At 44.2% G+C, this 22185-nt stretch carries 30 protein-coding genes and 1 pseudogene; 2 read left to right on the top strand and 29 right to left on the bottom strand.

Features of this window, described 5'->3' with window-relative positions; translation table 11 throughout:
* Positions 1–12: 12 nt before the first annotated feature.
* From HNQ34_RS11235 to HNQ34_RS11225, 3 genes are all read right to left on the bottom strand, one after another.
* A complete protein-coding gene (locus tag HNQ34_RS11235) occupies positions 13–528 on the bottom strand; it encodes a replication-relaxation family protein (protein ID WP_246364098.1) in 516 nt (171 codons plus the stop codon).
* Positions 529–562: 34 nt separating this feature from the next.
* Positions 563–1735, bottom strand: a complete 1173-nt coding sequence (locus HNQ34_RS11230; RefSeq protein ID WP_183254560.1) for an FtsK/SpoIIIE domain-containing protein — start codon at positions 1733–1735, stop codon at positions 563–565.
* A 132-nt stretch (positions 1736–1867) separates the two neighbouring features.
* Positions 1868–2038: a hypothetical protein gene (locus HNQ34_RS11225; protein ID WP_183254558.1), complete on the bottom strand. Its 171-nt coding sequence runs from the start codon at positions 2036–2038 to the stop codon at positions 1868–1870.
* A 226-nt stretch (positions 2039–2264) separates the two neighbouring features.
* Here HNQ34_RS11225 and HNQ34_RS11220 point away from each other — a divergent pair, with 226 nt between their 5' ends.
* Positions 2265–2462, top strand: coding sequence for a helix-turn-helix transcriptional regulator (locus tag HNQ34_RS11220; protein ID WP_183254555.1), 198 nt, complete (start codon positions 2265–2267; stop codon positions 2460–2462).
* Positions 2463–2523: 61 nt separating this feature from the next.
* A complete protein-coding gene (locus tag HNQ34_RS11215) occupies positions 2524–3156 on the top strand; it encodes a thermonuclease family protein (protein ID WP_183254553.1) in 633 nt (210 codons plus the stop codon).
* Positions 3157–3437: 281 nt separating this feature from the next.
* Here HNQ34_RS11215 and HNQ34_RS11210 read toward each other — a convergent pair.
* The 26 genes and pseudogenes from HNQ34_RS11210 to HNQ34_RS17290 form a co-directional block, all read right to left on the bottom strand.
* Positions 3438–4136 (bottom strand): annotated as a pseudogene (locus tag HNQ34_RS11210) (N-acetylmuramoyl-L-alanine amidase).
* Complete coding sequence (locus HNQ34_RS11205) at positions 4133–4660, bottom strand: HNH endonuclease signature motif containing protein (protein ID WP_183254550.1); 528 nt, start codon at positions 4658–4660, stop codon at positions 4133–4135. Before HNQ34_RS11205 ends, HNQ34_RS11210 begins: the two are co-directional and overlap by 4 nt.
* A gap of 9 nt (positions 4661–4669) precedes the next feature.
* On the bottom strand, positions 4670–5083 hold the full coding sequence (locus tag HNQ34_RS11200; protein ID WP_183254548.1) for a phage holin family protein: 414 nt from the start codon (positions 5081–5083) through the stop codon (positions 4670–4672).
* Between the two features lie 35 nt (positions 5084–5118).
* Positions 5119–6264, bottom strand: a complete 1146-nt coding sequence (locus HNQ34_RS11195) for a siphovirus ReqiPepy6 Gp37-like family protein (RefSeq protein ID WP_183254546.1) — start codon at positions 6262–6264, stop codon at positions 5119–5121.
* Positions 6265–6331: 67 nt separating this feature from the next.
* Positions 6332–6544: a hypothetical protein gene (locus HNQ34_RS11190; protein ID WP_183254544.1), complete on the bottom strand. Its 213-nt coding sequence runs from the start codon at positions 6542–6544 to the stop codon at positions 6332–6334.
* A complete protein-coding gene (locus tag HNQ34_RS11185; protein WP_183254542.1) occupies positions 6541–7110 on the bottom strand; it encodes a DUF4376 domain-containing protein in 570 nt (189 codons plus the stop codon). The genes HNQ34_RS11190 and HNQ34_RS11185 overlap by 4 nt, the downstream gene beginning before the upstream one ends.
* 12 nt (positions 7111–7122) lie before the next feature.
* A complete protein-coding gene (locus HNQ34_RS11180; protein ID WP_183254540.1) occupies positions 7123–7497 on the bottom strand; it encodes a hypothetical protein in 375 nt (124 codons plus the stop codon).
* 2 nt (positions 7498–7499) lie between these two features.
* Positions 7500–7805 carry a hypothetical protein gene (locus HNQ34_RS11175; protein WP_183254538.1) on the bottom strand — a complete coding sequence of 102 codons (306 nt, stop codon included), beginning with the start codon at positions 7803–7805 and terminating at the stop codon, positions 7500–7502.
* On the bottom strand, positions 7806–8513 hold the full coding sequence (locus HNQ34_RS11170) for a hypothetical protein (protein WP_183254536.1): 708 nt from the start codon (positions 8511–8513) through the stop codon (positions 7806–7808).
* A gap of 13 nt (positions 8514–8526) precedes the next feature.
* Positions 8527–9384 (bottom strand): phage tail family protein, encoded by an 858-nt coding sequence (locus HNQ34_RS11165; RefSeq protein ID WP_183254534.1) that lies wholly within the window; start codon positions 9382–9384, stop codon positions 8527–8529.
* A gap of 1 nt (position 9385) precedes the next feature.
* On the bottom strand, positions 9386–12289 hold the full coding sequence (locus HNQ34_RS11160; RefSeq protein WP_221277397.1) for a phage tail tape measure protein: 2904 nt from the start codon (positions 12287–12289) through the stop codon (positions 9386–9388).
* Positions 12290–12510: 221 nt separating this feature from the next.
* Positions 12511–12849, bottom strand: coding sequence for a hypothetical protein (locus tag HNQ34_RS11155; RefSeq protein ID WP_183254532.1), 339 nt, complete (start codon positions 12847–12849; stop codon positions 12511–12513).
* Between the two features lie 3 nt (positions 12850–12852).
* Positions 12853–13437: a major tail protein gene (locus HNQ34_RS11150; RefSeq protein WP_183254530.1), complete on the bottom strand. Its 585-nt coding sequence runs from the start codon at positions 13435–13437 to the stop codon at positions 12853–12855.
* Positions 13438–13443: 6 nt separating this feature from the next.
* On the bottom strand, positions 13444–13764 hold the full coding sequence (locus tag HNQ34_RS11145; protein WP_183254527.1) for a hypothetical protein: 321 nt from the start codon (positions 13762–13764) through the stop codon (positions 13444–13446).
* A gap of 1 nt (position 13765) precedes the next feature.
* The gene (locus tag HNQ34_RS11140) at positions 13766–14149 is read right to left on the bottom strand and encodes an HK97 gp10 family phage protein (RefSeq protein ID WP_183254526.1); all 384 of its coding nucleotides are present in this window, start codon (positions 14147–14149) and stop codon (positions 13766–13768) included.
* Positions 14142–14471 (bottom strand): phage head closure protein, encoded by a 330-nt coding sequence (locus tag HNQ34_RS11135; protein WP_183254524.1) that lies wholly within the window; start codon positions 14469–14471, stop codon positions 14142–14144. The genes HNQ34_RS11140 and HNQ34_RS11135 overlap by 8 nt, the downstream gene beginning before the upstream one ends.
* Positions 14452–14751 (bottom strand): head-tail connector protein, encoded by a 300-nt coding sequence (locus HNQ34_RS11130; protein ID WP_183254522.1) that lies wholly within the window; start codon positions 14749–14751, stop codon positions 14452–14454. Before HNQ34_RS11130 ends, HNQ34_RS11135 begins: the two co-directional genes overlap by 20 nt.
* A complete protein-coding gene (locus HNQ34_RS11125) occupies positions 14751–14897 on the bottom strand; it encodes a hypothetical protein (protein WP_183254520.1) in 147 nt (48 codons plus the stop codon). Before HNQ34_RS11125 ends, HNQ34_RS11130 begins: the two co-directional genes overlap by 1 nt.
* A 45-nt stretch (positions 14898–14942) precedes the next feature.
* On the bottom strand, positions 14943–16058 hold the full coding sequence (locus HNQ34_RS11120) for a phage major capsid protein (protein ID WP_183254518.1): 1116 nt from the start codon (positions 16056–16058) through the stop codon (positions 14943–14945).
* A 39-nt stretch (positions 16059–16097) separates the two neighbouring features.
* Positions 16098–17147: a head maturation protease, ClpP-related gene (locus HNQ34_RS17545; RefSeq protein ID WP_246364093.1), complete on the bottom strand. Its 1050-nt coding sequence runs from the start codon at positions 17145–17147 to the stop codon at positions 16098–16100.
* Complete coding sequence (locus HNQ34_RS11110; protein WP_183254515.1) at positions 17147–18385, bottom strand: phage portal protein; 1239 nt, start codon at positions 18383–18385, stop codon at positions 17147–17149. The genes HNQ34_RS17545 and HNQ34_RS11110 overlap by 1 nt, the downstream gene beginning before the upstream one ends.
* Positions 18386–18397: 12 nt before the next feature.
* Positions 18398–19963, bottom strand: coding sequence for a terminase large subunit (locus HNQ34_RS11105; RefSeq protein ID WP_183254513.1), 1566 nt, complete (start codon positions 19961–19963; stop codon positions 18398–18400).
* Entirely contained in the window at positions 19953–20492 is a 540-nt protein-coding gene (locus HNQ34_RS11100; protein ID WP_183254511.1) for a P27 family phage terminase small subunit, read from the bottom strand. Before HNQ34_RS11100 ends, HNQ34_RS11105 begins: the two co-directional genes overlap by 11 nt.
* 105 nt (positions 20493–20597) lie before the next feature.
* On the bottom strand, positions 20598–20990 hold the full coding sequence (locus HNQ34_RS11095) for an HNH endonuclease (protein WP_183254509.1): 393 nt from the start codon (positions 20988–20990) through the stop codon (positions 20598–20600).
* On the bottom strand, positions 20983–21138 hold the full coding sequence (locus tag HNQ34_RS11090) for a hypothetical protein (protein ID WP_183254507.1): 156 nt from the start codon (positions 21136–21138) through the stop codon (positions 20983–20985). The genes HNQ34_RS11095 and HNQ34_RS11090 overlap by 8 nt, the downstream gene beginning before the upstream one ends.
* A gap of 206 nt (positions 21139–21344) precedes the next feature.
* A complete protein-coding gene (locus tag HNQ34_RS17290) occupies positions 21345–22067 on the bottom strand; it encodes a helix-turn-helix domain-containing protein (RefSeq protein ID WP_246364090.1) in 723 nt (240 codons plus the stop codon).
* Between the last annotated feature and the right edge of the window lie 118 nt (positions 22068–22185).

The following is a 22185-nucleotide window of genomic DNA, read 5'->3' as shown; positions in this document are numbered from 1 at the left end:
TAGGACTATACATTAAACATCTTGTTTACGCAAAACCTCGCACGGAATGCCATACTCATTGCACCATGCCTCCAGCTGTTTTTTTCTCACGTCTGACAACGTGTAGAAAAGCAGTACCGGCTCGCCGATTTGCTGTCGCTGAATAAATCGGAACAGAAAGGCATATCGTTCGATTTTCCGCTTATTTTCAATCATCTTTTGTGTATTATCCACTTCAAGGAAGTACATCTGCCCATGATACGTAAACCGCGCGTCCGACACAATGCTGTATTCCTTGCCGCCTTCCTTCCATCGCGTCCTAGCTTCCACTTTCCAATCTTGAGGATAGTGATAAAAGATATAGATGTCGTTCCGCATGACGATGTGTTCAAGCGGGCTGTTCCGGCGAATCGTTGCCTCTCCGCCTACCAGCTCCGCACCGTGCTTGTTTAGGTAATACACGTCCTCGCCAATGCGTTTCGTGTGTGTGTATTCCCGGATGCCGTGCAGGATGCGATTGGCGTTGCGTTTGCTTCCCAGCTCAAACATGTGCTGTATTTGCGATCGCGAGAGGGCTTGCAGGCTATTCAAAGTGTATAGTATCTTCAGCTGTCTTTCTGTCAGCTTCTCGACGCTCGACTTTTTCAATGCGGTGCACCTCCAATCGTTTCATCATCTCGTCGTCAGAAATGAACGGTGCTTGCACGAGTATTTTTTCATGCGTTTTCACAATTGCGCGTCCTGGAATATCTGACGGAAGTTCTTCTGCACCATAGTCGTCAATTGCTACCTGTGACGCATAGCCAGTCGGCAAGCGGAAAGTGATTTTTAAGTCAGCGTTTTGCTTCACCTGTCTTGGTAACGTATCAGAAGTCGGATACTGCGTACAAAAAATGAGCCGTATGCCGAGTGCGCCGCCGATTCTCGCTATTTCTCCGAGCGTGTGCTGGCACGCTGCAAGCATATCCTTCTGTTCTTTCGTCATGAAACGGTCGGGAGCGAGCTGCGCTCCTTCGTCAACGATGACAAACAGACGCTTCTGAATCGATGTATTCACCACGTTAGACCACCCGTTTTGCTTAAATAAGGCTTCTCGTTGCTCCATGAATACCTTTACCCTTCCGAGTGCATGAAACGCTTCTACGGGGCTACTAGCGACGTCTACGACCTGTTTCAGATTTTTATATTTCCCAAACTCTAGCCCACCTTTCATGTCAAGCACGATAAACTCAATGTCGTCAGGATGATGTTCAATGAGATACGTCATGATGTTTTTGAGCATGACCGTTTTCCCGAATCGCGTTGTGCCGCTTATTGTACAATGTGGTGTCTTGTCAAAGTCGTGAAAGTGCCAGCCACGTTCGTTAAGTCCGAGTGGAACAACCCAACCATTTTTAGTTGGCGCGCTGCTATATGACACCTTTTTAGGTATCTCATTATGAAAAACCTCAATATATAACCACTTCTTGAACGTCACCTCGACTGGCCGGTCGAGCGTCGCCTCTAGCACTTCCTCGACCGGTTCAAGCGTCTTTTTCGTCAGCCCTAACGGCACGCGATATACATAGCGTGTGCGGTCGGCTTTCTTTTCCGTTGCGACTAGTTTTGGGAAAACAAAGCCTTTTCCTTCCATCGCACCCACTTTCATGTTTCTAAAAACTTTCCGTATTGCCATCTCCTCTTTATTGCGACTTTTTATTCCAATTGCCAGCGCGACCGCGCCGGATATAGCAGGGATAAGAAGGATATCGAACATAAAAACACCTCCAAGAAAAAGAGATACTATCCCATTCATCGAGCATATTCCCGATAGATTGAACATACATGATATTAATGGAACACGAGTCTGCCCACCCGTGTTCCGTGAGGGAGTGTGTGCGGGAACGGTTCATAAAAACAAAATCGGAAGTTGTTTCAAAAAGAAATACAAGCTCACACCCACTCCCGTCGCCATACCCATCATCACGATGAAATCCGCCTTTTCCACGTCCACCCACCCTTGTTTCTCCGCGTACACAAGTCCGACAAGCAAAAGACCGCCTCCAAGTACTTCGAGCATCTAAATTCCTCCTTGTTGAGTTTTCTTAGTTGAACAAAAGAAATGTTCCCTCCTTCCTTCTCGCATTGCTGTGAATTTATTGTGTCGTCTGAAATAGCAGGAAAACAGGTATGCTGCGTGGAATATTTTCGAGTATGGTAAAAGGTATGATATAGGGGTTGTCCTTTATATCTTGTCCACTTTAAATTTTTTTGTGGAGATTATTTTTTATACGAGGGGATAAAAAATGCAGTTTAAATGCCGGTTAAAAATCATATTTGCGGAACGGGATATTAAACAAGGGGATTTCGCCAAGAGGATTGGTATTAGTCAGGCGGCTTTAAGCGCTATCATGAACAATCGCTCACTACCTTCATTCCCTGTGGCATATGCCATCTGTGAGGAGCTGGGATTGCCGATCAATGAAATATGGATAAAACAATGACATTTGCGAAAAAAACGTTTTATAATGATTAAGGATTATAAATTTTGGGGGTAATTGGTTTATGAAAAGGCTATTCTCTTTCGTGTTATTTCTAACAACAATTCTTTTTGTATCTCCCGCTTTTGCTCATCCTGGGAAACTAGACAAGAATGGAGGGCATACTTGCTACACAAATTGTGCTAAATGGGGACTAAAAGATGGCGAGTATCACTATCACGACAAAAACGGGAATATTATCAAGAAAGGCCAATCAAACAACAATAAAAAGCCAACCGCACCGGAAATAAAAATTAATTCGAAACATACTGTAAAAGTTATTCGTGTCGTCGATGGAGATACAATAGAAGTAAAGTTTAGCACTGGGGCAACTGCAAAAGTACGACTAATTGGTGTCAATACACCTGAAACGGTTGCACCGAATCGACCTGTTGAAAAATACGGGAAAGAGGCATCGAACTATACGAAAAAACGATTGACTAATAAAACAGTTACACTCGAATTCGACGTAGGAATTAAAGATAAATATGGACGGTTACTTGCGTATGTGTGGGTTGGAAAAGAACTGTATAACGAAACACTCGTAAAAGAAGGATATGCACGTGTCATGACCATTCAACCTAACGTGAAATATCAAGAAAAATTTATTAAGGCTGAACGTGCAGCGCGACAATCTAAGAAAGGATTATGGAGATAAAGCCCCTCTCGAATGAGAAGGGCTCATTTGAAAAACGGGTATTTGAGGAGCATTTTTTGAAACGTACCTTCGTCTTTAATCGGGAGTTTATGACTGTTCGAACGGTGATAACATTCTTGGTGTATAACAGTGTTCATAATGTCAAGGAATACTTTTTCATCTTGTCGAACCGCTACAAAACAAATGGGACAACGCAGACGACCGACGATTTCGAACACGGTATCACCTCCTCGATATTTTTATACTACATAAACAAAAAATCCCCTGCCGAGTGGCAGGGGTCACACGATGATAGCCGGATATCCTTTCTTCTTCAATTCTTCTGCAAGTCGTTCCGCATTTTTAGGATCGTTAAATACTCCGACTTGAACGCGATAGAGTTTTTTGTCAGACGCTTTTTCTTTTGGTTGCTGTTTGGCTTTTTTCTTCAAACCGAACGCTTTGACAATGCCTTGCACATGGCCATGCGCCACTTGCAAAAGGAATTGCTCCGATTTCAATTTTGCCGCATCACTTGCGTTGTCGATGAATAGATTTTCTGTCAGAAGCGCCGGCATCTTGGTTTCGCGCAATACAGCGTAGTTTGCACGTTCCTTTCCTCTATCTTTAACACCGCCGATTGCTTTCATAATTTCTGCATGAATGACATTTTGATAGGCAACTGTTGCGTTGCTGACGTTGCCGTTGTAGATGTATGATTCGAAACCTGTACCGCCGCCGGCATTGATATGGACGGAAATAAAATAGTCTGCCTTCAATTTGTTGGCGATTGCTGCACGTTCTGATAACTCAAGAAAACGGTCATCAGTACGTGTATAATGCACTTCTATACCTTCGTATTCAGATAGTAAATTCCCGATCTTTTTGACAATGTTTAAAGTCAGATTTTTTTCTTGCAAGCCATTGCCGACGGCTCCGCTGTCTGTGCCGCCGTGCTAATGACCAGCGTCTAATACGATTTTAAGTAGACGCTGTGTCATAAAACCACCTCCTTGTTTAGTTCAGCACCAATAAAAATACCTCGTTCATTTCTGTGATACTTGTGCGCTTTTGTGATATGGCACTTTTTACACAGAAAGACGAGGTTAGCAATAGAGTTATTTTTACGATTTCCATCTTTGTGATGAACATCTAGTCTGCTTAAATCCGTTTGTCCACACAAAGCACATTTGTGCGGTAAATTCGCTAGTGCAATCCTTCTATATGTGTCGCCTTTGAAAGAACTACGACCATCAACAAAACTAGGAGCAAGAAAACCACGCATTCCATACATAGGATTGTTTTTCCCTGATACATCAGCGTGATTTTTGCTAATTTTTTCCCTTACCTCCGGTCTCCAAGCTGGATTGTCTGTCTTATTTCTGTATCTAGTTCCGCAACCAATACTGCAAAACTTACCACCGCCCCTCCTAACTTGTGAAGGCGGCACACTGAACGATGCTCCACATTCAAGACATGTTCTCTGAATCGGCATTTTATCACCTTCCACCATGTCCGGCGTCAAGCACGATTTTCATTTCTTATCGCCCTCCTTACTTTTTCCTTTCAACAATTCGACTGCCTGTGTAAGTCGTTCTGGCACCGGTACACCCATCCTTCCCGCATTTTCAAAAATGCTTAACAGCTCGTTGGCCATATAAAAAACGATAGTCGCATCTCGGAACATATTTTTTGTTCCGAGTGCACTATCGACTAGATGGGCAAGAGCAACCATCACAAAGATCATCACTTTTTTGGCTATCCCTTTAAATCCAACCTTGCTAGATAAAGTGCCTTCTGTGTATCCTGCGGCCATTCCAGTTCCGTAATCAATGACCGCCATCCAAAATAGTGCAACAAGCAATCCAGTTGATTCACCAAATATCAAACCGGTAATGCCACCAAGAATGGCCGCGCCGGTCTTGAATGCAACATCTAATCGTTCCATCAAATCACGCCTTTCTAACAAACATCAAAAAAGCCTTATTTCCGTACTTCTCCGCTAATTTGAGCCAATTCCTGTTTCAATTTCTTTATCAATGTTGGTCGGCTCTGACCAAATGTCGCCTCGATTTGAAAACCGCCTGGTTCGTATATTTCTTTTATTTCAGTTATACGAGCATCCCGTGTTATGCCCCATTCTCGGTTTTGTATCGTAACGATGTCGCCAAGGTCATAATCGATCTCATACCTGAAAGGCGAATTCGTGAGAACTTGCCCCTCGAGGAAAAACTCCTCGGTAAACTCCGAAAGCTTTTGTTGTCCTCGCTCTTGGAGCTTCGCAATGATCTGTTCTTCCGTAAGAGCTTGCCCGCTTTCGTCTTGCTCTGATATATCCCTTGAGTCAATGAATGTTTCTATTCGTGATATCCCTTCTGCGTCTCCGACTTCAACAACGCGACGATCAGCTCCCTCACCTTGGCCAGCGATGTAACCGAAATTGCGATAGTTATAATCACTTTCTACAAACGATAGTTGCTTCAACGACTCAAACTGCGGACTAAAAATAACAGGCGGATTCTCTGTCTGATTGACTGTGAGATTCTGCCCTTCGAATACATCAAATATCCATTTTCTCTGTTGTAAATCGAGAACAACATCCCAGCCAAGCCCGCTAGCTTTCGAGATTTCAACAAACTCCTCAGCAAGATTTTTGAAGCGCGATTCCCACGAAATATTGGAACCGCGTTGCTGGTCCGAAGCAAGCACAACCATATCAATTTTTCGTTTAGTATCAACTGGGTTTACAACATGATTGTTCACATAATGCTTCATGACCGTTTCTGCATTTCCACTTGCTCGATCGTGACTGTCGTTGGCAGGAGGAACAACGATTCGTTGTGCCATGACCCCTTTCAACACAATTCCTTTCACTAGCCATGTTTCTGACGCTTTTCCGCCTTCATCTAGCACAATTTCACGATGTCGAATGATACCAACCTTATTCCTGCTTGCACCAAGCATGATGAGATTACCACGTTGCAGGAGCTCTGTATGCCTTTTATGTCGATTGATTCGCAGTTCAAACTCGCCGATTTCATGCCATCGCCTTGTGAATAGCAACGATTCATAGTCATCAATTTCAGCGAGTAAATCGAGTTGAGGTGTCAATAAACGAATCGGTTTCATAGTTCACCACCTAATAAAAAACACCGTTATTAAATCGGTGTTGTGTCGCAGTATCGTCCTACTGTGTTTACATCGGTTGTCCTTCGTCTTTCTCGATGGATTTTTCGCAATGCCCTTTATCAAAAATGTTCAGTATGGCGCAGATGAATTGACCAAGTTTGTCACCTTTTCTCGCTCGTTTTCCCATTCTCGAAGAAATGGTTTCATCCGGGTCACCGCCTAAAACCGTATTAAAAAACTGGTCAATAGATATGAAGATATTCCAAATATATCGCTTCATGACCACACCACTGCCTCGACTTCGGCTATTGTAGTCGCCTGTTCCACTTTAGGTTGTAACGTATCACGTAATTTACTGATTTGAGTGTTTATATGATTAAACACAGCAAGTCGCAAATTGGTAAACGTTGTTTTGTCTATCGCAATACGTTCAATCTTACCTGTTACTTTGTTCGTAACCGTCCAAGAAATAGACGTGATTAATCCATCTTTGAATAGAGTATCTGTCCCTTGAAAATTTGCTTGGGCTTCTAAACTACATGAGAAGCGATACAATACACCGTTAATGGTATAATCGAATCCATCGATTATCGCTTTATTACAAGCATCATTCAATTCCTTTAATTTTCGAGCTTTCGCATCCTCTAATGTATTTCCTTTTAATTTATCAATCTCTGCTTGCGTCAATCCTTCTACCACTTGACCGTTCACTAATTTAGGTTTATAAAACGCAATCACCGTATTGATTGAACAAGCAAACTCATTTTTTTGTGGAATGTACTCATCATCTACAATCTTATCTTCAACGTAGTTTCCGTTTATATCAAAGATTAGAACTTTTTTCATCTTTTACACCTCCTATTGTCCGGCTCGGAAAGATATTGAATCAAAAGCAACCTCGTCAGTTCCTAATGTTCTAACTACACCACCGTCTGGATTTATTTGTACAATTCCTATGTTTTCTTGAGTGCCTGTCCAATATCGAACAGGAAAAAATAATCTCGCCAACGGTCTATATCCAATAGGAAGATAGAAAATTATGTTATTTGTACCACCTTTAACTGTTCCTTTTAAATGGACAATACCTAATTCATCTTTAAAGTATCCTGATGTTTCATACCCGTTAGCGAAATTCACCCACCCATTCAACAACGTAGGAGCAATCCATGCTTCTTGTTGTTTTTTCGCATAAACATTCCAATGGTTTAAAGTTGATAATTGATACATTCCCATGATTAAGCCACCTCTACACCGGAAATAGTTATGTTTAAATTGTTAGCAATTCCTTGTTGTACTTGAATTGTGTCGTTTGCATACATAACCAAACTCATATCTATAATAACCGTATCTTTTCCTTTAATTGGCATGTTATAAACTATACCAGCAGTAGAAATAACAATAGACGCTGTTGTATCAGTGGCACTTGTATTACAAATAACTATACTTTTTACAATTGTCGTTGTATTCACCGGTACAGTGTAAACAGTTGTTAAAGTAGTAGACGGATTTCCTAAATATAAACGTTTAGCAGTCGCCGCCAATTACATCGCCCCCATCCAATAGAGAATTTCAAGGTCGTCAGATTTTGATTTCGCTGTGTTCCAATCTGTGCGTTCTGTTGCTGTAATGTGTTTCGTAGTATCCGCCAAATGCGCATCAAAATCCGTTCTTGGTGTAAAGCCTTCATCCTGCACACTTGCCATAAAAGCATCCCATTCTGCTTGAAATTGACTCGTTGGAATGCTAATGAGCGAATGGACTAATCCACAAAGATTTTCATCCAGACGTTCGTCAATCAAATCAGCAGGATTTAACGTTGACGTGTTCGCTCTTACACGAATCTGGGCAAGCGATAATTCATAAATAAAATCGTCACGTTGCAGTTCTGGAGGAACCGGGTTCTCTGAGGGAGTGCCTTGTTTAACAAACGCTCTAATAAAACGAGACTGATTTCGTTTGTCCAATCGGAGCACGATCCGGTCGATCCGGTCATATGTCGCCTCCGGCAGCGCATGTTCCAGATACAGATTGCTTGTATTTTCATAGAGATAGCCCTGCATAATCGCTTTCCCCGGTGTTACATACGTCCGTAAGTCGTTACCATCGCATTTTACCTCTAGCGCGGGGATATTGTCTGTGTGAAGCAATCCTGTACTTAGCACACTTCCGAAATAATCCGCAAAGTCACTCGCTTGATAGGTTCGTGGATCACCTGGAGCAGAGTTAAAAAACTTACTGATTTCTGCCATAATCTCACCTTCCTTATACTGCGTTGTAAAGTTTGTTATATCGAATGTTCACAATCGCACCTTGAATATCGCTGTCTGCAGAATACTCAATTTCGTTTTCTCCCACGACAAGTTGGAAGAAAGTACTTTCTAAGTCAATCCAGTTAAAAACGTTGCGCTCAGTTCCATCTGGTTGAACAAAATAAACAGATTTTTTACCCGGAGTAGTGTCAATTTTCATCACTTCGCCTTCTTGTAACGTTTGATTTACCTTAATAAATTCTCCGGTTGTTTTGTTTGTAATCTTCGGATTGACCGCTGGACCATAGAATTCAATAAATACAGGAGTTGGGGCATCCCCATCATTCACGATAATTCGATTATCCCGTTGCACCCCGATTTCAAACACACCCTCAAACGGGAATTGGAAAAGTGGTTCAAAGGTGGGCTCTTCTGTTATCTCTGTTGATTTCCAATAAGGATTTGGACAGAGCAAGTTCGCAAGCGCCTTTTGAAAGAATGGTCCGCGATTTTCTCTTCCACTTGGAAAAACCGGAACCCCATCCGGAACAGCTTCGATTTCACGAACGACTTCCCCGTTTTCATAGCGAAGTATCCCTTGTCCTAACTTCGGATTAAAAACAGAAGCAAGATATTGACGTTGCTGTAATAGTGTTGGTTTGTCCGATGCTATAATTACAATTTCCAGTGAGATAGCGCGTTCTTGCAGAACAGAATCAATGTATGTCGAGCCATCTTGAAATGGGGATTTCTGTGTTTGAGTGTCAGCATCTACGTCACCGAGCCCATCGACGCTTTGTAAAAGAAAAGGAGCTGATGATTTCAGCTCCACGGATTGACCTCTTGCGTTTGTGAAGATAATTCGCTGCATATCATAGCCCCCATTCCATTGCGAGCTGGCGTGAAACTTGTAGATGTTTTCGTGCAGTTTCTGACGGCGTTGGTGCTGTTGAGTGGAAATGGAAATGTTGTTCTATTTTTGCACCAGACATTTTTGGAACGTTGATTGTTGCTGTAGCAGGGCTGGCAACGCCTGAATACCCCGTGATATTTGGAACAGTCGCCTGCGCCATTCGGTTGGTTGCAGACATAACAGCGCTGATATTTCGTTCAATCCCTTCTGCAAGCCCTAGTGGAATCCATTTCCCTATTTCGTCACGCATGACGCGGGATGGAGAGTTGATATCAAGTGCATCACGCAACGCATTTTTCACAGAATCAGCAATAGACTTCACCTTTTCCCAAAGTGCGCTAGCCATTGATGAAATACCGTTTATAAGTCCTTGTATGATGTTACGTCCTATTTCGCGTAAATCGATGTTAGCAAGAAATTGTTGCGCCGCATTCCACAGCTCAACAATTGTATTTTTTATTGAGTTCATCCATTCGGATACAGAATTCCACATATTTTTGAATCCATCGACCACAGTCGTCTTAGCAACCTCTACAGCTGTTGAAAAAAACGATGTGATACCATTCCATATCGCAGTTATCGTGTTACTTACAGACGTGAACACAGTTGATGTTACCGACTTGATTGTTTCCCATGCCACGCTGACATAGCCCTTTATCGCTGACACCGCGCCGTTGAATATCAATTTTATACCTTCCCATATGCTATTAAGTGCGTTTTTCAAGTTTTCGAAAATTGCTTTTGCATCATTTTTTAGCCCCTCGAAGTCACCTGTCACAAAGTCAACGATGAGAAGGACGGCGCCGAGAAAGATGTTTTTAATGAACTCCCATACGCCACTGAAATACTGCTTTAGCCCCTCAAAAATCATTTGTAAACCATTTTTCATGCCATTGAACAGGTTAGTCACAACAGTAATAAAAGGATTGAGAATAGTAATCACAGCATCCTTTATCGCGTTCCATACGGTTGTTGTAACTTGTTTAATACTTTCCCACGTAGAGATAATAAACTCTCCTATTTGTATCCATGTCGTTTCAAAAAACTGTTTAATACCATCAAGCGTTGAGCTGAACCACTCTCTGATACTACCCCATATTTCAATTGCTTTCGCCTTGATTGTGTCCCAATTCTTGTAGACCGCTACACCAATCGCGATGAGTGCCGCGATCGCTGCAACCGCAATACCAATCGGCCCCGTCAATACAGCTAGAGCCCCACCTGCCGCCGCGATAGCTCCACTAACAGCACCGAACGCAGCTGTAAGAGCACCGATTCCACTTGCCGCCGCACCGACAATTGCAAGCACCACACCAATTGCTGTACCTATACCCGCGAGTACCGCTGCCACTGCCGCGATAGTCGCAATTGTTTTTTGAGCAGATGGAGAAAGATTGTTGAACCAATCGACCAGCTTTTGAATATACCCAGCAACCTTTTCAATCGCCGGAGCTAATGCATTTCCAATCGTGATTTGCGCTGTTTCAAACGCTCCCTGCAATTCTTCGAGAGAACCCTTGAGGTTGTCTTTCATTTTCTGCGCTGCTTCCTGTGACGCCCCGGCCGAATTTTGCAGCGATTTTGTGAGTTCATCGAATTTCTCCGGTCCCGCTTCAATAACCGTCAGCATCCCGCTCGCGGCTTCCGTGCCGAAGATGGTAGACAATGCAGCGAGCTTTTGAGCATTGCTCATTTTCTCGGTGCTTTTCGATAACTGTGCAATGATCTGATTGAACGGAAGCATCTTTCCGCTCGAATCCGTAATACGGACGCCCAATTCTCGCAACATAGCCGCTGCTTCTTTTGGTGGGTCGGACAAACGAATAAGAGCTGCACGCAGGGTAGTGCCGGCCGTCTCGCCGCGAATCCCTGCATTTGCCATGATTTCTGTTGCCGCACCCAGCTGTTCTAACGAGATGCCCAACGTTCGGGCAATCGGCGCCGCATATTTAAACGTGTATTGCATATCCTGAATGCCAGCCGCCGAATCGTTGGCCGCCTGTGCAAGGACGTCAGCAACCCTTGATGCTTCCGACGCTTCGAGACCGAAAGCGTTCAATGCCGCTGATACAGTATCAGCCACTAGTGCCATGTCTTCGCCGGATGCTTCTGCCGCCGCGATGATACCCGGCATAGCCGCGAGGATTTTATTGGTGTTGTACCCCATCGCGCCCATGATCTCCATTCCTTGTGCCACCTCTGTGGCTGATTTGGAAGTTGACGAACCGAGGTCAAGGGCGGCTTGTTCCAGCTTCTTAATCTCCGTTGGGGTAGCACCCGCAATTGCACCAACGCGGTCGATCTGCGCCTCGAAATCCATTGATTTTTTGACGGCAAATCCTAGCGCTCCGCCGATCGCCGTTGCTGCCGCACCCATTGACGTGGCCATGGATTGCCCGACAGACTGCATCCGTTGACCAACATCGCGCAGGTTATTTCCGACGGAGGATAGACGCTCTTGCATCTTCCCCCATGCAGTCGTGTGCTTGTTGATAGATGCATTTGTTTCGTCGAGCTTGCTTCGCAAGTTGTTCAATTGTCCTTGTGTTTTCTCAATCTCGCGTTGAAACGCTCTATACTGCCCCTCGCTGATTTCTCCGCGCGCGAATTGATCGGCGACTTGCTGCTGAACGCTTTTCAGTCGGTTCAGCTTCTCGCTTGTGTTCTCTATTTGTTGAGCAAGGAGCTGTTGCTTTTGAGCCAAAAGGGTCGTGTTGGATGGGTCGAACCGGAGCAAACGGTCGATTTGACGCAGCTCCCCTTGAATCTCTTTGCCCTTTTTATTGACGTCTTCAAGCGCCTTTCCCAGTTTCGTGGTGTCGCCTGATATAACTACTGAAATACCCCTTACTGTCTCTGCCATATTCTCACCACCTTTACGCAAAAAAGGCGTCTATATCCGCCTGTGTCGCCATTCTACGCCTTGGTTTTCGTTTTCCGGTCTCCATGTCCACGTAAATATTCACGTATTTCAGCAAGTCATTGACCGTCAACTCGTTGATTTCATCAAAAGAAAGGCCGGCGCGTTTTCCGAATACAAGCAACTCTAAATCATGACGCTCCGGCGGTTCGTATACCTCGTCATCATTTTGCTGTTCGGTTTCCTCGACGAAAAAACCCGTCCGCTGCTTCGTTCATAATCGCAGTCAAAGTATCAGCATCTGAAAAATCCACATACTCAAATTGATCGAGCCATGATTCGAAATGTGGGAATGTTTTGCCTTTCCCTTCCGCCGCTTTGTTCATTGCCCACGCAATCTGCAAGAGAGCAACCGAATCCAATGCCGATGGGTCATCAGCAATCGCCTGCATTTTTAGCAAGTCGCCAATCAAGTCAGATTTGAATTCCTGCTTATAATAAAGAAGAGCCAAAGGCGTAGCCTTTAGCCCGATTTGCTTTTCTCCAATTTGAATTGTTCTCATTTATTACGCGCCTCCTCCGAATGTTGGTAAATAAATAGAAGTGAAGAAGGAGTTATATGCTGTCGCATTCGTATCGTTCAACTCCATCACGCCACGAACAAGGTTTTTTCCATTGACTTCGATTGGAAGGATACGAATATTCAATGTTTCTGTCGCTGGTTCAACAGATTCCGCACGTGTGCTGTGCTCTTTTGATGGGCGGCTTGCTTTGCAGCGATAATAAACAAAACGACGGTTTTTCTTGTCTCCGAGGATTTGGCCCAAGAGTGCGAATTCCTTTGGTGTCCCATCCGTCGTTTCAACCAACATACCATTCGCGTCAATTTCCCATCCAAGCATTTCAGCCAAGATGTCGTCTGGCAAGTTAGCCATTTCTAATTCAGCCGTGTAGCCGTTGTTAGAGGTATAACTGAAATACGGACCATTATCGGCATAAAATGTGCTTTCCTCCCCTTGCGGTTCAGGGCTGAATCGTACTGCGCCTGGAATCGCGATAGGGGTTTCCCATGCTGGTTGTGTTACTGCATTTTCATCCAAAAAAGCAATATGAACTTTCTCCAAACCGAATGTAACTTTGTTTCGACTCATAGATTTCTAACCTCCTATTATTTGAACTTCATAGAGTATTTGATACACTTTTTCTTCATCGAGATATGTCTCAAATTTCCGATATGGTAGGCCTAGCTCTTTGAGCTTGTCCTGCACTTTTTTCTCAGCTACAAGGTCTTTTTTCGCTGTGTAAAGCTCAATCTGAAAATCCTCAATCGCGACATAGTTGACGTTATCCGCCATCATGTCGTTCGAGTAAGCAAACTGATACGTGATGAATGGCGGTGTAACCGAGCTGGAAAACGAGCCGTATGCGACAGGGTAGCCGATACTTTTAAGTGCTTGATATAACTCCGCTTGTGTCATCTTAACCACCGTTTTCAATCACTCGTTTTAGTTCATCCGGCAATCTTGCCCCGTGCTTGTCATATGCCGGACGTAAATGCGGGTATTCTTTGACTCGGCCTTCACCATTCGCTTTAGCGTGTCCGAATTCTAAAAGATGCACCCGCCGATAATGTTTCTTGTTCCAAATGATGCGCCTAGCAATCCCATACCCATCTTCCTTCGTGATGGTGAATGTCTTGGCGTATTCCCCCGTCCGCTTCGGAGCGAGCACCTGCGCCTCTTTCAATACCTTCCGCGCCACTTCATCTGTTTTTTTGCGCACAACATTTTCAACATCTTCCGTATATTCTTTGATCGCCTGCACTAATTCATCAGCTAGACGATCAATCGGAATGTTAGCCATCCGCCGCCACCCTTTCCGTCGCGATAATGGTCAGCGTTTTCTTTCGTTCGTCATCGTTCAGAACGCTCTGTATATCAAACTGCCGTCCTTGATAGTCGATCCTCATTGTTTCATCGATTCCAGGAGTGTACCGAATGATAAAACGATAGGTTCGCTCCGCTTGGACGGATGCGGCGGCAAAGTATTCCCTGCCACTTACCGTCTTAATTGCCGCCCAACATGTCCGTACTGGCTGCCAATCCTCAATTTGTTGGCCGATCTCATCCTCTGTGACAACCATCTTCAACAGCGTAATGCGGTGTCTAAACAGTCCCGGATTCATCGCTGTCACCACCGTAACTGTATGTGAGTTGAGTTAAGATGCTTTGGATGATCGGCCTTGTTTGGTCGGTTGCCTTTCCAATCATTTCTCGGTTTTCGTACCAGTCGGCAATTAGTGTCATACAAAAAATTTTGGCAAGGTAGTTTGTAGCGTCGAATGTTGTGCCTGTTGCGTTTTTGAGATATTCCTCCGCCGCATTAATGAGTGTAGTAATCAACGCATCATCATCGCTAAAATCAACGCGCAACCAGTTTTTCGCTTCTTCAAAGGTGACGATCATCATTTATCACCCTTCTTCCGCTTCACTTCCTCGACATATGCAAATTTGATTAACAGTTTCGCCGTTTTCTCTGGCAAGTCGGCTTCCTCGCCTTTTTTCAGACGATAACCGACGCCCTCACAATCCATTAGGGCGCGAACTTTCATGCTGCTATCCCTCCTTCAAAGAAAAAGAGGGGATTGCTCCCCTCATTAAGCAAGTTGTACTTCACCGAATACAAACGCTTCATCGTCGCGCAATTTAACATCCATGCGCTCGATAGCACGCCATAACGTAGCGTCAGTTTCGAACGCATCCATAGCGACGTTAGAAGACATGATTTCTGTACGTTGACGGTCGAACATGACAACCGCTTCTTTCAAGTCACCTACAATGATTGGCGCAAATTGCGCACCTGTGCCGCCGTCAACCCGGTTAGCTAAGACTTTGTTCGACACGATCACAACCGGTAAACCGAGAAGCTGGCGGCCAGTCGGCGAAGAAATGGACGGTTGTAACAAGTATTGGCCGTTTTGGTCTTTCAGCGTATCGAGCCAGTTATAGGCATCTTGGTTGACGATAACGCTAGAAGTCGAACGGAAAACAGGGTCTAATTGAACGTTGACGACTTGTTTCAATGCGTCAAGGTCAGCGATAGCTGTTTTCGCTTTCGTACCTAATAGCGAAGCAATTAAATTATTGCGCGTTACACGGGATTCGTCGCCGATCCAGCGAACCAACGTGTTTACGATCGCTTCCGTGCTGTCGTTTAACAGTTCGTTTGTGACGCGGAAGAAGCCAGCGTATTTTTTCACTTGGTATTGCAAGAGCGTGAATTGCGGCGTTGCTTTTTCGCCGATCGCTGCACCTTCTGCCACTTCGACAAAGCCGGTTTGTTGCGAGCGCTTCTTAAATACACGCGAACCGCTCAAAGTCGTTACAGGCTCAACTGTAATAAGGTTTTGCAAAGCGTCTTTGCTTTCGCGAAGTTCGTTAATGCGTGTTTGAATGTCTTGCGGTACCGTGTACCCGCCGTCTTGATTGCTACCTTCACTCATTGCGTTACGAAAACGGGTGCGAATGTGATTGACAAATGCTTCGACTTCATTTTCCTTCACTTGTACAGTCGGTTTTAACGGCTCTTTATCCTCAATAGTTTGTTTTTGTTCCTCGTAAAGCTCTTTTGCAATATCAAACTTTTCTTGCAGCGCTACGATTTCTTCTTTCAGTTTTTTCGCTTCCTCGATTTTGTTTTCCGCAAGAAGTTTACGAGCTTCTTCCTTCTTGTTATTGATTTGTTCCAAAAGTTCGCGAAGTTCTTTAGGCATATGATATTCCTCCTTTATTTTTTTGAAATAAAAAAAGAACTAGAGTAAATCTAGTTCTAACAGCAATTTTTCTTTTTCAACTTTGTTGTCTGATTCCATGCCTGGCATGTCATGTTGCTTTTTCTTTTTCTTCTTTTTATCAGTCATTCCGTCGTTTCCATTCATATCATTGTTCCCATCATTTCCGCTTTGTTCAACAGGCTGTAACTCCGATTCAACATACCAATGATGGATTCCCATATCTTCCATCCCATCGAAAACAATTCCATATGTCCATGTTAGAACTGCCTCTCTGACTTCACCTGTAGCGTGACCTTCCGTATGCGGAGATAATACTTCAACTCTATCTCCTACTATAAAACGAGGAGAAGATGCATAGTTCTGTGATTGATTGTTGTTACTCATTTTGATTCCGTTGAATCGCAATAAACTTTTGATAGACTCTTTTGCGCTATTCACCACTGCTAAACGGCTAAACGCAAACTGACTCATGTTAGCGACGTCTAACGGCTGATCTTGATATAAGATGCCGTCAGCGAATCCTTCTTTCACCGCGACGTTTGCCGACATCCACGTCTCATCGTCCATCATCTGCGAGATTTTGCTGCGAGAACGCCCTGTTTTTAATGCGTACGCGTTGACGATCGACTCCTTAATCGTGTCTAAAATGTCCGCAACCTTGCGTAAATCGTGCATGTTGCCGTAAGCGGCCGTCAATGGATTATGAATCATCATCACCGCCATTGGAGACATTAACACTTCATCGCCAGCCATCGCAATGACAGACGCCGCGCTCATCGCCTTGCCGTCAATCTTGACAGTGATCTTGCCATTATGCTCCTTCAGCGCGTTGTAAATACCAGCCGCCGCGAATACACTGCCACCGTAGCTATCAATCCATACGGTGATGTCCTTACCTTTGAACTGACTTAACTCCTCTTTAAACGCATTAGGTGCCGTCGCTGGCTGACCAAACCATTCATAAATCCATACCTCGTCATCGTCTACAATATCTCCTTCAATACGCAATTCCACGCTCTCAGGCTCGGTTTCTGTCGCTTGGTTGACGATGAACTTCCAAAATGGCATTAGCCCTCACCTCCTTTCATCCCGTAGTTAGCACCAAGCATACTTAACGGAATGTAGTTTCCATTGGCCATTAACACATCACCATAATCATCAGCAGGCATATCGAGATAGTCACGCGCCTCATTCGGCTTCATGATTCCGTTTTGAACCGCCGTCGATAAACTATCCATCTGCGTTTTAATGTCGGCGCGCAGAATAACGTTGACATTAAACTTAAAAAAGTAGCCTTGATTAATCAGTTGGCTACTCAAAATCTTGTATGTGATTTCTTCTTCGTATTGCTTGAGAATGTAAAGTAACGTATCAACATAAAAAGCCAAGTTCTGCGCTTCAGCCGACGCATAACTTGACTTCTCATAGTCATTGATTTGATTCGGTTTGATTCCAAACGCCGCCGCGATTTGCAGGGCGGTGTATTTTTTCAGTTCGAAAAACTGGCTGTCGGTCAGCTTAATGTCTAATGGAACCAACTTCATTCCCAATGGTACGGGGATAATCTTCCCTGCATTCTGAGAACCGCTTGCAAACTGCTCAAAGCCTTTCACAAGGCGGTCTCGCGCTTCTTGGTTAAGGTCGCCGGTGTATTCAAGGACGGCCTTTCCTGTTAGCCCCGTTTTATAGAGGTTGTTCATGAATTTTTGACTTTCAAGCGCACCGTTCACTGTGTTTTTCAAGATGTCCCGAACCGACATGCCGGTAATGCCGTCAAATGTTGCCGATGTTTTAAAGTGCAAGACTTCATCGTTTCTAAAAACATACATCTTGCCATCATACGGGTCATTGTATCGGTACCATATCGCATTTTTCTCGCCCAAAATACCCCCGTCGTCCACCACGATAGTGACATACTGGCTTGGGAGTATCCACATGTCTTGTAGCTGTGGTCCGTTGTATCGACACCATACATACGCATTACCATAATGATTTCGGTTCATTTCCACCGTTGACCAAAAAACGCTACTTGTCATATACGGGTTTGGGCGTAGTTTTAACAGGTTGTAAATTTCTTCCCTGTCGCTTTTTACAATGCCGCATTCTGTCCGCTGGTACATCTTTAATGGCAATTTGCCAAGGCTCTCCGATAGGATTTTTAAACAAGCAAAATAAGTTGCTTCTGAAAGTTGATCTTTCGGGGTATCGGGGTCAATGCCTAACCACTGCAAAAGTAACGGGTTGTTTATGTCTACCGTTTCATTTCGCGGTCGGAAAATTCTTGTCAGGCGGTTCCACCATCCCATGCCCTCACCTCCTTACCATCCCATCATTTTGAGAAATTGCTCAGTAGTCTCGTTAACATCGAATTTCACTTCTTCAAACAGCATTGCTGTTGCCATCGCGTTAATGAGCGCGACGATGAGGTCAATGCGATCTCTTGACTTGTTTTTCATCGGTTTAATGTTCTCGTTCCCGTCTACAGCAATCACCATGTTTCCCCAGCACCATCGCGCCACCGGGTTCTTTTCGTGCGTCATCATTCCGCGCTTCATCAGCTGTTCGATCATCTTCATAGCCGGGCTCATATTTTTCATGTTTTGTTGAATTTCAATCACATTAATCCCGTCTTTCATCAGCCGTTGCGTCAGCATCCGGCTATTCCAAGGGTCTGTGCCCAGCGCCCGAACATCATATTGTTTGCTGGCGGCTTTTAGTCTCGCTTCCACAAAATCATAGTCCACGACATCGCCCGGCGTGGCGTATAAGTACTTTTGATTCACCCAACGATCGTACGGCACTTTATCCCGCTGTACACGTACTTTCATGTTATCTTCCGGTATCCACGCCTCAAAAATACAGCGCCAATCCGAAAAACCTTCTTGCGGCGGAAACAAGTAACAGACGGCTGTAATGTCGGTCGTGCTCGATAAATCAAGTCCAGGATAACATCGTTTGCCTACAAGCTCTGATAAGTCCCATTCTCCTTCTGTTCGATCCCATAACGAAAGTGGCAGCCATCCCGTTCGTTTTAAGGAAACCCATTGATTTAACCGTAGCCAACGAAAAAGGCGTTCCGCCGCTTCACTGTTTCGAGCAGCTAACGCCTCTTGTCTAACCGCTTCGATAGAAATGGTATGACCTAGACTTGGATTAGCTTTGTACCAAGTTCGTTCATCAAAAATATCGTCGTCTTCATCAGCTGCATATATTTTCACGTACCAAGTAGGATCATGGATTTCTCCATCCCTGACTTTTCTTGCATATTCGTGTACTTCCCAACCGATAGATTTGCGGTCTGGATCATCTCCTGCGGTAGTGATTACCCACCACAAAGGTTCTTTACGTGCCGCGCCAGCACCGAATGTCATGACATCCCACAAATCACGGTTCGGCTGGGCGTGAAGCTCGTCAAAAATGACAACAGTCGGGTTGATTCCGTGTTTAGTGTATGCTTCGGCCGATAAGACTTTTAAAATCGTTCCCGTTTCCTTATTCCGAATCTCTTTTCGGCTATCCCGGACAATCAAAATGCTTTGTAAGGCTTCATCTTGTTCGATCATTCCGGTAGCCGCTTTGTAGACCAATTCCGCTTGGCTTCGATCTGCAGCACAACAATAAATTTGGCCACCAGGCGGATCACAAGTCAAATGATACAGTGCCAATCCAGCTATTAGAGATGTTTTTCCGTTCTTCTTCGGGATTTCAAGATACGCATACCGATACTGTCTTAATCGGTTTTCATTTACCGTCCCGTATACGTCCCACAGAACCTCATACTGCCAGTCAAGCAACATAAAAGGCTGTCCGTAAAAGTCATCAACAGCCTTTAGCATCTGAATAAATTCGATGGGCTCCAATGCCCGTTGCTTATCATGTGGCATGGTTGCCACCCGCTCTCCGCTTTAAAAACTCGGCCATTGGCGATTTCTTAGCATCATCCTCCGGCGGTTTTTTCGGGATCGCTTTTACCCTTGCCGTTGGATTTAGGAAAAGGCGATCTTCCAGCTTCAAAATCATGTCGCGCGTCTGATTCAGTTTAGTCGTTAAGCTGGCAAGCAACTTGTAAAGCTCCGAACGTGTTTCAAAGCCATCTGCATTTTCGATGTCTTCATTGAGTTTTTTAATCGTGTTCTGTAGGCTCCGCTCTTGGCTTATCATGATGCAGTAACGATTGATAATCTGTTCATCGAGCCCGTCCACATATTGAATGTGCTTGTATAGCTTTTTGAGCCGCAAAAACTCTTTATGTGCGACAGGGTCAGCTTTCACCTCTGGCGATTCTTTGAAACTCGTGCCGGTGTAAAGGGATTTCTCGAATTTCTCACGGTGTTCGAGCTCCGCTTTCGTTCTCCGGTCTTTATTGCCTTCCAGTTTAATAAGTTGAACAGGTTTGCTTGGTCTGCCTGGCATCTTTCTTCCCTCCCTTCTTGAAAAAGTTTCATTTTGCGAAAAAAATTTGCGTTTGCCTGGCCCCCGCCGGTCCCATAGGGCACCGCAAAACTTTTTTCATACCCCCTACCCATACCGTCGTTTGTCTTCCGCCGTTTTCCGGTTGTGGCAGGACTGGCATAACGATTGCAGGTTATCCATATCCAATCGCTTGCTCCAATCCACAAGCAAAGGAACAACGTGGTCAACAATGACTGCCCTTGTAATCTTCTTCTCTTTCAAACAATGTTGGCATAAGTAATTGTCTCTTGCTAAGACAGCCAGCCTTGTCCGTTCCCACTCTCGGCTATGGTAGAAGGCTCTTGCTTGTTGGTTCCGTTTATGCTTGTCGTATTCCTTATCATTCCGTCTTGTCCGTTGTCTCTGCTCGGCTAGGTGTTTATGTTGTTCGCAATATCTATCCCTTGTTAAGTTAGTGCAACCGATCTTGTTGCATGGTTTTAGTGGTCTGTTAGGCATCGGCGCACCACCCGACTTCTATGACGCACCGAGGAAACAGGCACGAAACAATATAAGGGGCTTGCCATTTTGCCCATACGCACCCTTTGCACTTATGCTTCTCATATGCTTCTTTCGCTTTTTCTTCTTCCTCATCGTATCGTTCCATGCCTGTCACCTCGCTTTCCTAATTCATCCGATCATCTCTATTCCGTTATACTCTCGTCCTTTCAAATTTAAAATAAAAACGCCACCCTGTCGCACACAACGTGCGAGAGAGTGACGTCATATTTCTCTATGCTACAATCATAGCAGACTCAGAAAGGAATTTTGTATCATTTTTGTATCAGTTTTGTATCACAAAACGTTTCATCACTATTTTCTAATTACTAGTTGAGCGTAAATAGTTTCGACTTTATCATTGACAACAATTTTATGTTCATAAGAACCGTAAAACACGTTATCTTCTCCGTATTCTTCAACTAATTCTCTTATGATTAGTCGTTTTATTTTTTCTTTTTCCATGTCCGTGTACTCAATCTCTTTTTCGTCGAGTATGTCTTCAATCTCATCAATATAATCGCACGCGTAGAACATGTCCGCTTCATCAATAAATGTTTTCAATCCATCGACGTAATTTTCAACAATCTCGTTCATCCAAGAATCATCTAAACGCCCAGCAACACGCTCCATTCCTTTATGAGTGACTAACCACGTGCCACCACTTTTCCGTGCTTCGCTTAATTTAAACTTCCCTCGCTCAATCCATTTAACGACGGTGTTCTGTCCTAATCCCCATATTTTTTCCGCTTCACGAGCCGTGTAAACAGCCGTGATCGGTGATATATTACCGCTAATCAAATACGCTTCAACAATGTAATAACCGTCTTCTTCGGATGGATATATGTCGATCGTCACTCTACCGACATTCTCGCTTTTCTCATTAGTTAAACTTATCTCTCTGCGTTCGAGTGGATATATATTATCCGCTGCATCTAAATCCCACTCGTATGCTCCTTCAACCATCTCAAATACCTTCTCGATTGCTTCGTTAAACGCGTCGCTTCTGCTTCCATACTCTTCTTTAAACATCAACATTTTGATTTCCCCTTTCAGTTTTGTTTTTTTAGAAAAGACAGGAGGAGAAGAAGATTATACGTATAACTCTACACGCATGCGGTCAAATGCTCCCTTTAAGCGCCCGCTTAAAAATTGC

The sequence above is a fragment of the Anoxybacteroides tepidamans genome (genome assembly GCF_014201465.1).
GTDB classification, from domain to species: domain Bacteria; phylum Bacillota; class Bacilli; order Bacillales; family Anoxybacillaceae; genus Anoxybacteroides; species Anoxybacteroides tepidamans.
The sequence above is the reverse complement of the archived record's forward strand: the minus strand, read 5'-3'. Positions and strand labels throughout refer to the sequence as shown.

Bases quoted from the DNA above. Each gene is read 5' to 3' on its own strand.
- HNQ34_RS11235 (WP_246364098.1), bottom strand. From the start codon at position 528: ATGTTTGAGCTGGGAAGCAAACGCAACGCCAATCGCATCCTGCACGGC.
- HNQ34_RS11230 (WP_183254560.1), bottom strand. From the start codon at position 1,735: ATGTTCGATATCCTTCTTATCCCTGCTATATCCGGCGCGGTCGCGCTG.
- HNQ34_RS11225 (WP_183254558.1), bottom strand. From the start codon at position 2,038: ATGCTCGAAGTACTTGGAGGCGGTCTTTTGCTTGTCGGACTTGTGTAC.
- HNQ34_RS11220 (WP_183254555.1), top strand. From the start codon at position 2,265: ATGCAGTTTAAATGCCGGTTAAAAATCATATTTGCGGAACGGGATATT.
- HNQ34_RS11215 (WP_183254553.1), top strand. From the start codon at position 2,524: ATGAAAAGGCTATTCTCTTTCGTGTTATTTCTAACAACAATTCTTTTT.
- HNQ34_RS11200 (WP_183254548.1), bottom strand. From the start codon at position 5,083: ATGGAACGATTAGATGTTGCATTCAAGACCGGCGCGGCCATTCTTGGT.
- HNQ34_RS11195 (WP_183254546.1), bottom strand. From the start codon at position 6,264: ATGAAACCGATTCGTTTATTGACACCTCAACTCGATTTACTCGCTGAA.
- HNQ34_RS11190 (WP_183254544.1), bottom strand. From the start codon at position 6,544: ATGAAGCGATATATTTGGAATATCTTCATATCTATTGACCAGTTTTTT.
- HNQ34_RS11185 (WP_183254542.1), bottom strand. From the start codon at position 7,110: ATGAAAAAAGTTCTAATCTTTGATATAAACGGAAACTACGTTGAAGAT.
- HNQ34_RS11180 (WP_183254540.1), bottom strand. From the start codon at position 7,497: ATGGGAATGTATCAATTATCAACTTTAAACCATTGGAATGTTTATGCG.
- HNQ34_RS11170 (WP_183254536.1), bottom strand. From the start codon at position 8,513: ATGGCAGAAATCAGTAAGTTTTTTAACTCTGCTCCAGGTGATCCACGA.
- HNQ34_RS11165 (WP_183254534.1), bottom strand. From the start codon at position 9,384: ATGCAGCGAATTATCTTCACAAACGCAAGAGGTCAATCCGTGGAGCTG.
- HNQ34_RS11160 (WP_221277397.1), bottom strand. From the start codon at position 12,289: ATGGCAGAGACAGTAAGGGGTATTTCAGTAGTTATATCAGGCGACACC.
- HNQ34_RS11155 (WP_183254532.1), bottom strand. From the start codon at position 12,849: ATGAGAACAATTCAAATTGGAGAAAAGCAAATCGGGCTAAAGGCTACG.
- HNQ34_RS11150 (WP_183254530.1), bottom strand. From the start codon at position 13,437: ATGAGTCGAAACAAAGTTACATTCGGTTTGGAGAAAGTTCATATTGCT.
- HNQ34_RS11145 (WP_183254527.1), bottom strand. From the start codon at position 13,764: ATGACACAAGCGGAGTTATATCAAGCACTTAAAAGTATCGGCTACCCT.
- HNQ34_RS11140 (WP_183254526.1), bottom strand. From the start codon at position 14,149: ATGGCTAACATTCCGATTGATCGTCTAGCTGATGAATTAGTGCAGGCG.
- HNQ34_RS11135 (WP_183254524.1), bottom strand. From the start codon at position 14,471: ATGAATCCGGGACTGTTTAGACACCGCATTACGCTGTTGAAGATGGTT.
- HNQ34_RS11130 (WP_183254522.1), bottom strand. From the start codon at position 14,751: ATGATCGTCACCTTTGAAGAAGCGAAAAACTGGTTGCGCGTTGATTTT.
- HNQ34_RS11125 (WP_183254520.1), bottom strand. From the start codon at position 14,897: ATGAAAGTTCGCGCCCTAATGGATTGTGAGGGCGTCGGTTATCGTCTG.
- HNQ34_RS11120 (WP_183254518.1), bottom strand. From the start codon at position 16,058: ATGCCTAAAGAACTTCGCGAACTTTTGGAACAAATCAATAACAAGAAG.
- HNQ34_RS17545 (WP_246364093.1), bottom strand. From the start codon at position 17,147: ATGCCATTTTGGAAGTTCATCGTCAACCAAGCGACAGAAACCGAGCCT.
- HNQ34_RS11110 (WP_183254515.1), bottom strand. From the start codon at position 18,385: ATGGGATGGTGGAACCGCCTGACAAGAATTTTCCGACCGCGAAATGAA.
- HNQ34_RS11105 (WP_183254513.1), bottom strand. From the start codon at position 19,963: ATGCCACATGATAAGCAACGGGCATTGGAGCCCATCGAATTTATTCAG.
- HNQ34_RS11100 (WP_183254511.1), bottom strand. From the start codon at position 20,492: ATGCCAGGCAGACCAAGCAAACCTGTTCAACTTATTAAACTGGAAGGC.
- HNQ34_RS11095 (WP_183254509.1), bottom strand. From the start codon at position 20,990: ATGCCTAACAGACCACTAAAACCATGCAACAAGATCGGTTGCACTAAC.
- HNQ34_RS11090 (WP_183254507.1), bottom strand. From the start codon at position 21,138: ATGGAACGATACGATGAGGAAGAAGAAAAAGCGAAAGAAGCATATGAG.
- HNQ34_RS17290 (WP_246364090.1), bottom strand. From the start codon at position 22,067: ATGTTGATGTTTAAAGAAGAGTATGGAAGCAGAAGCGACGCGTTTAAC.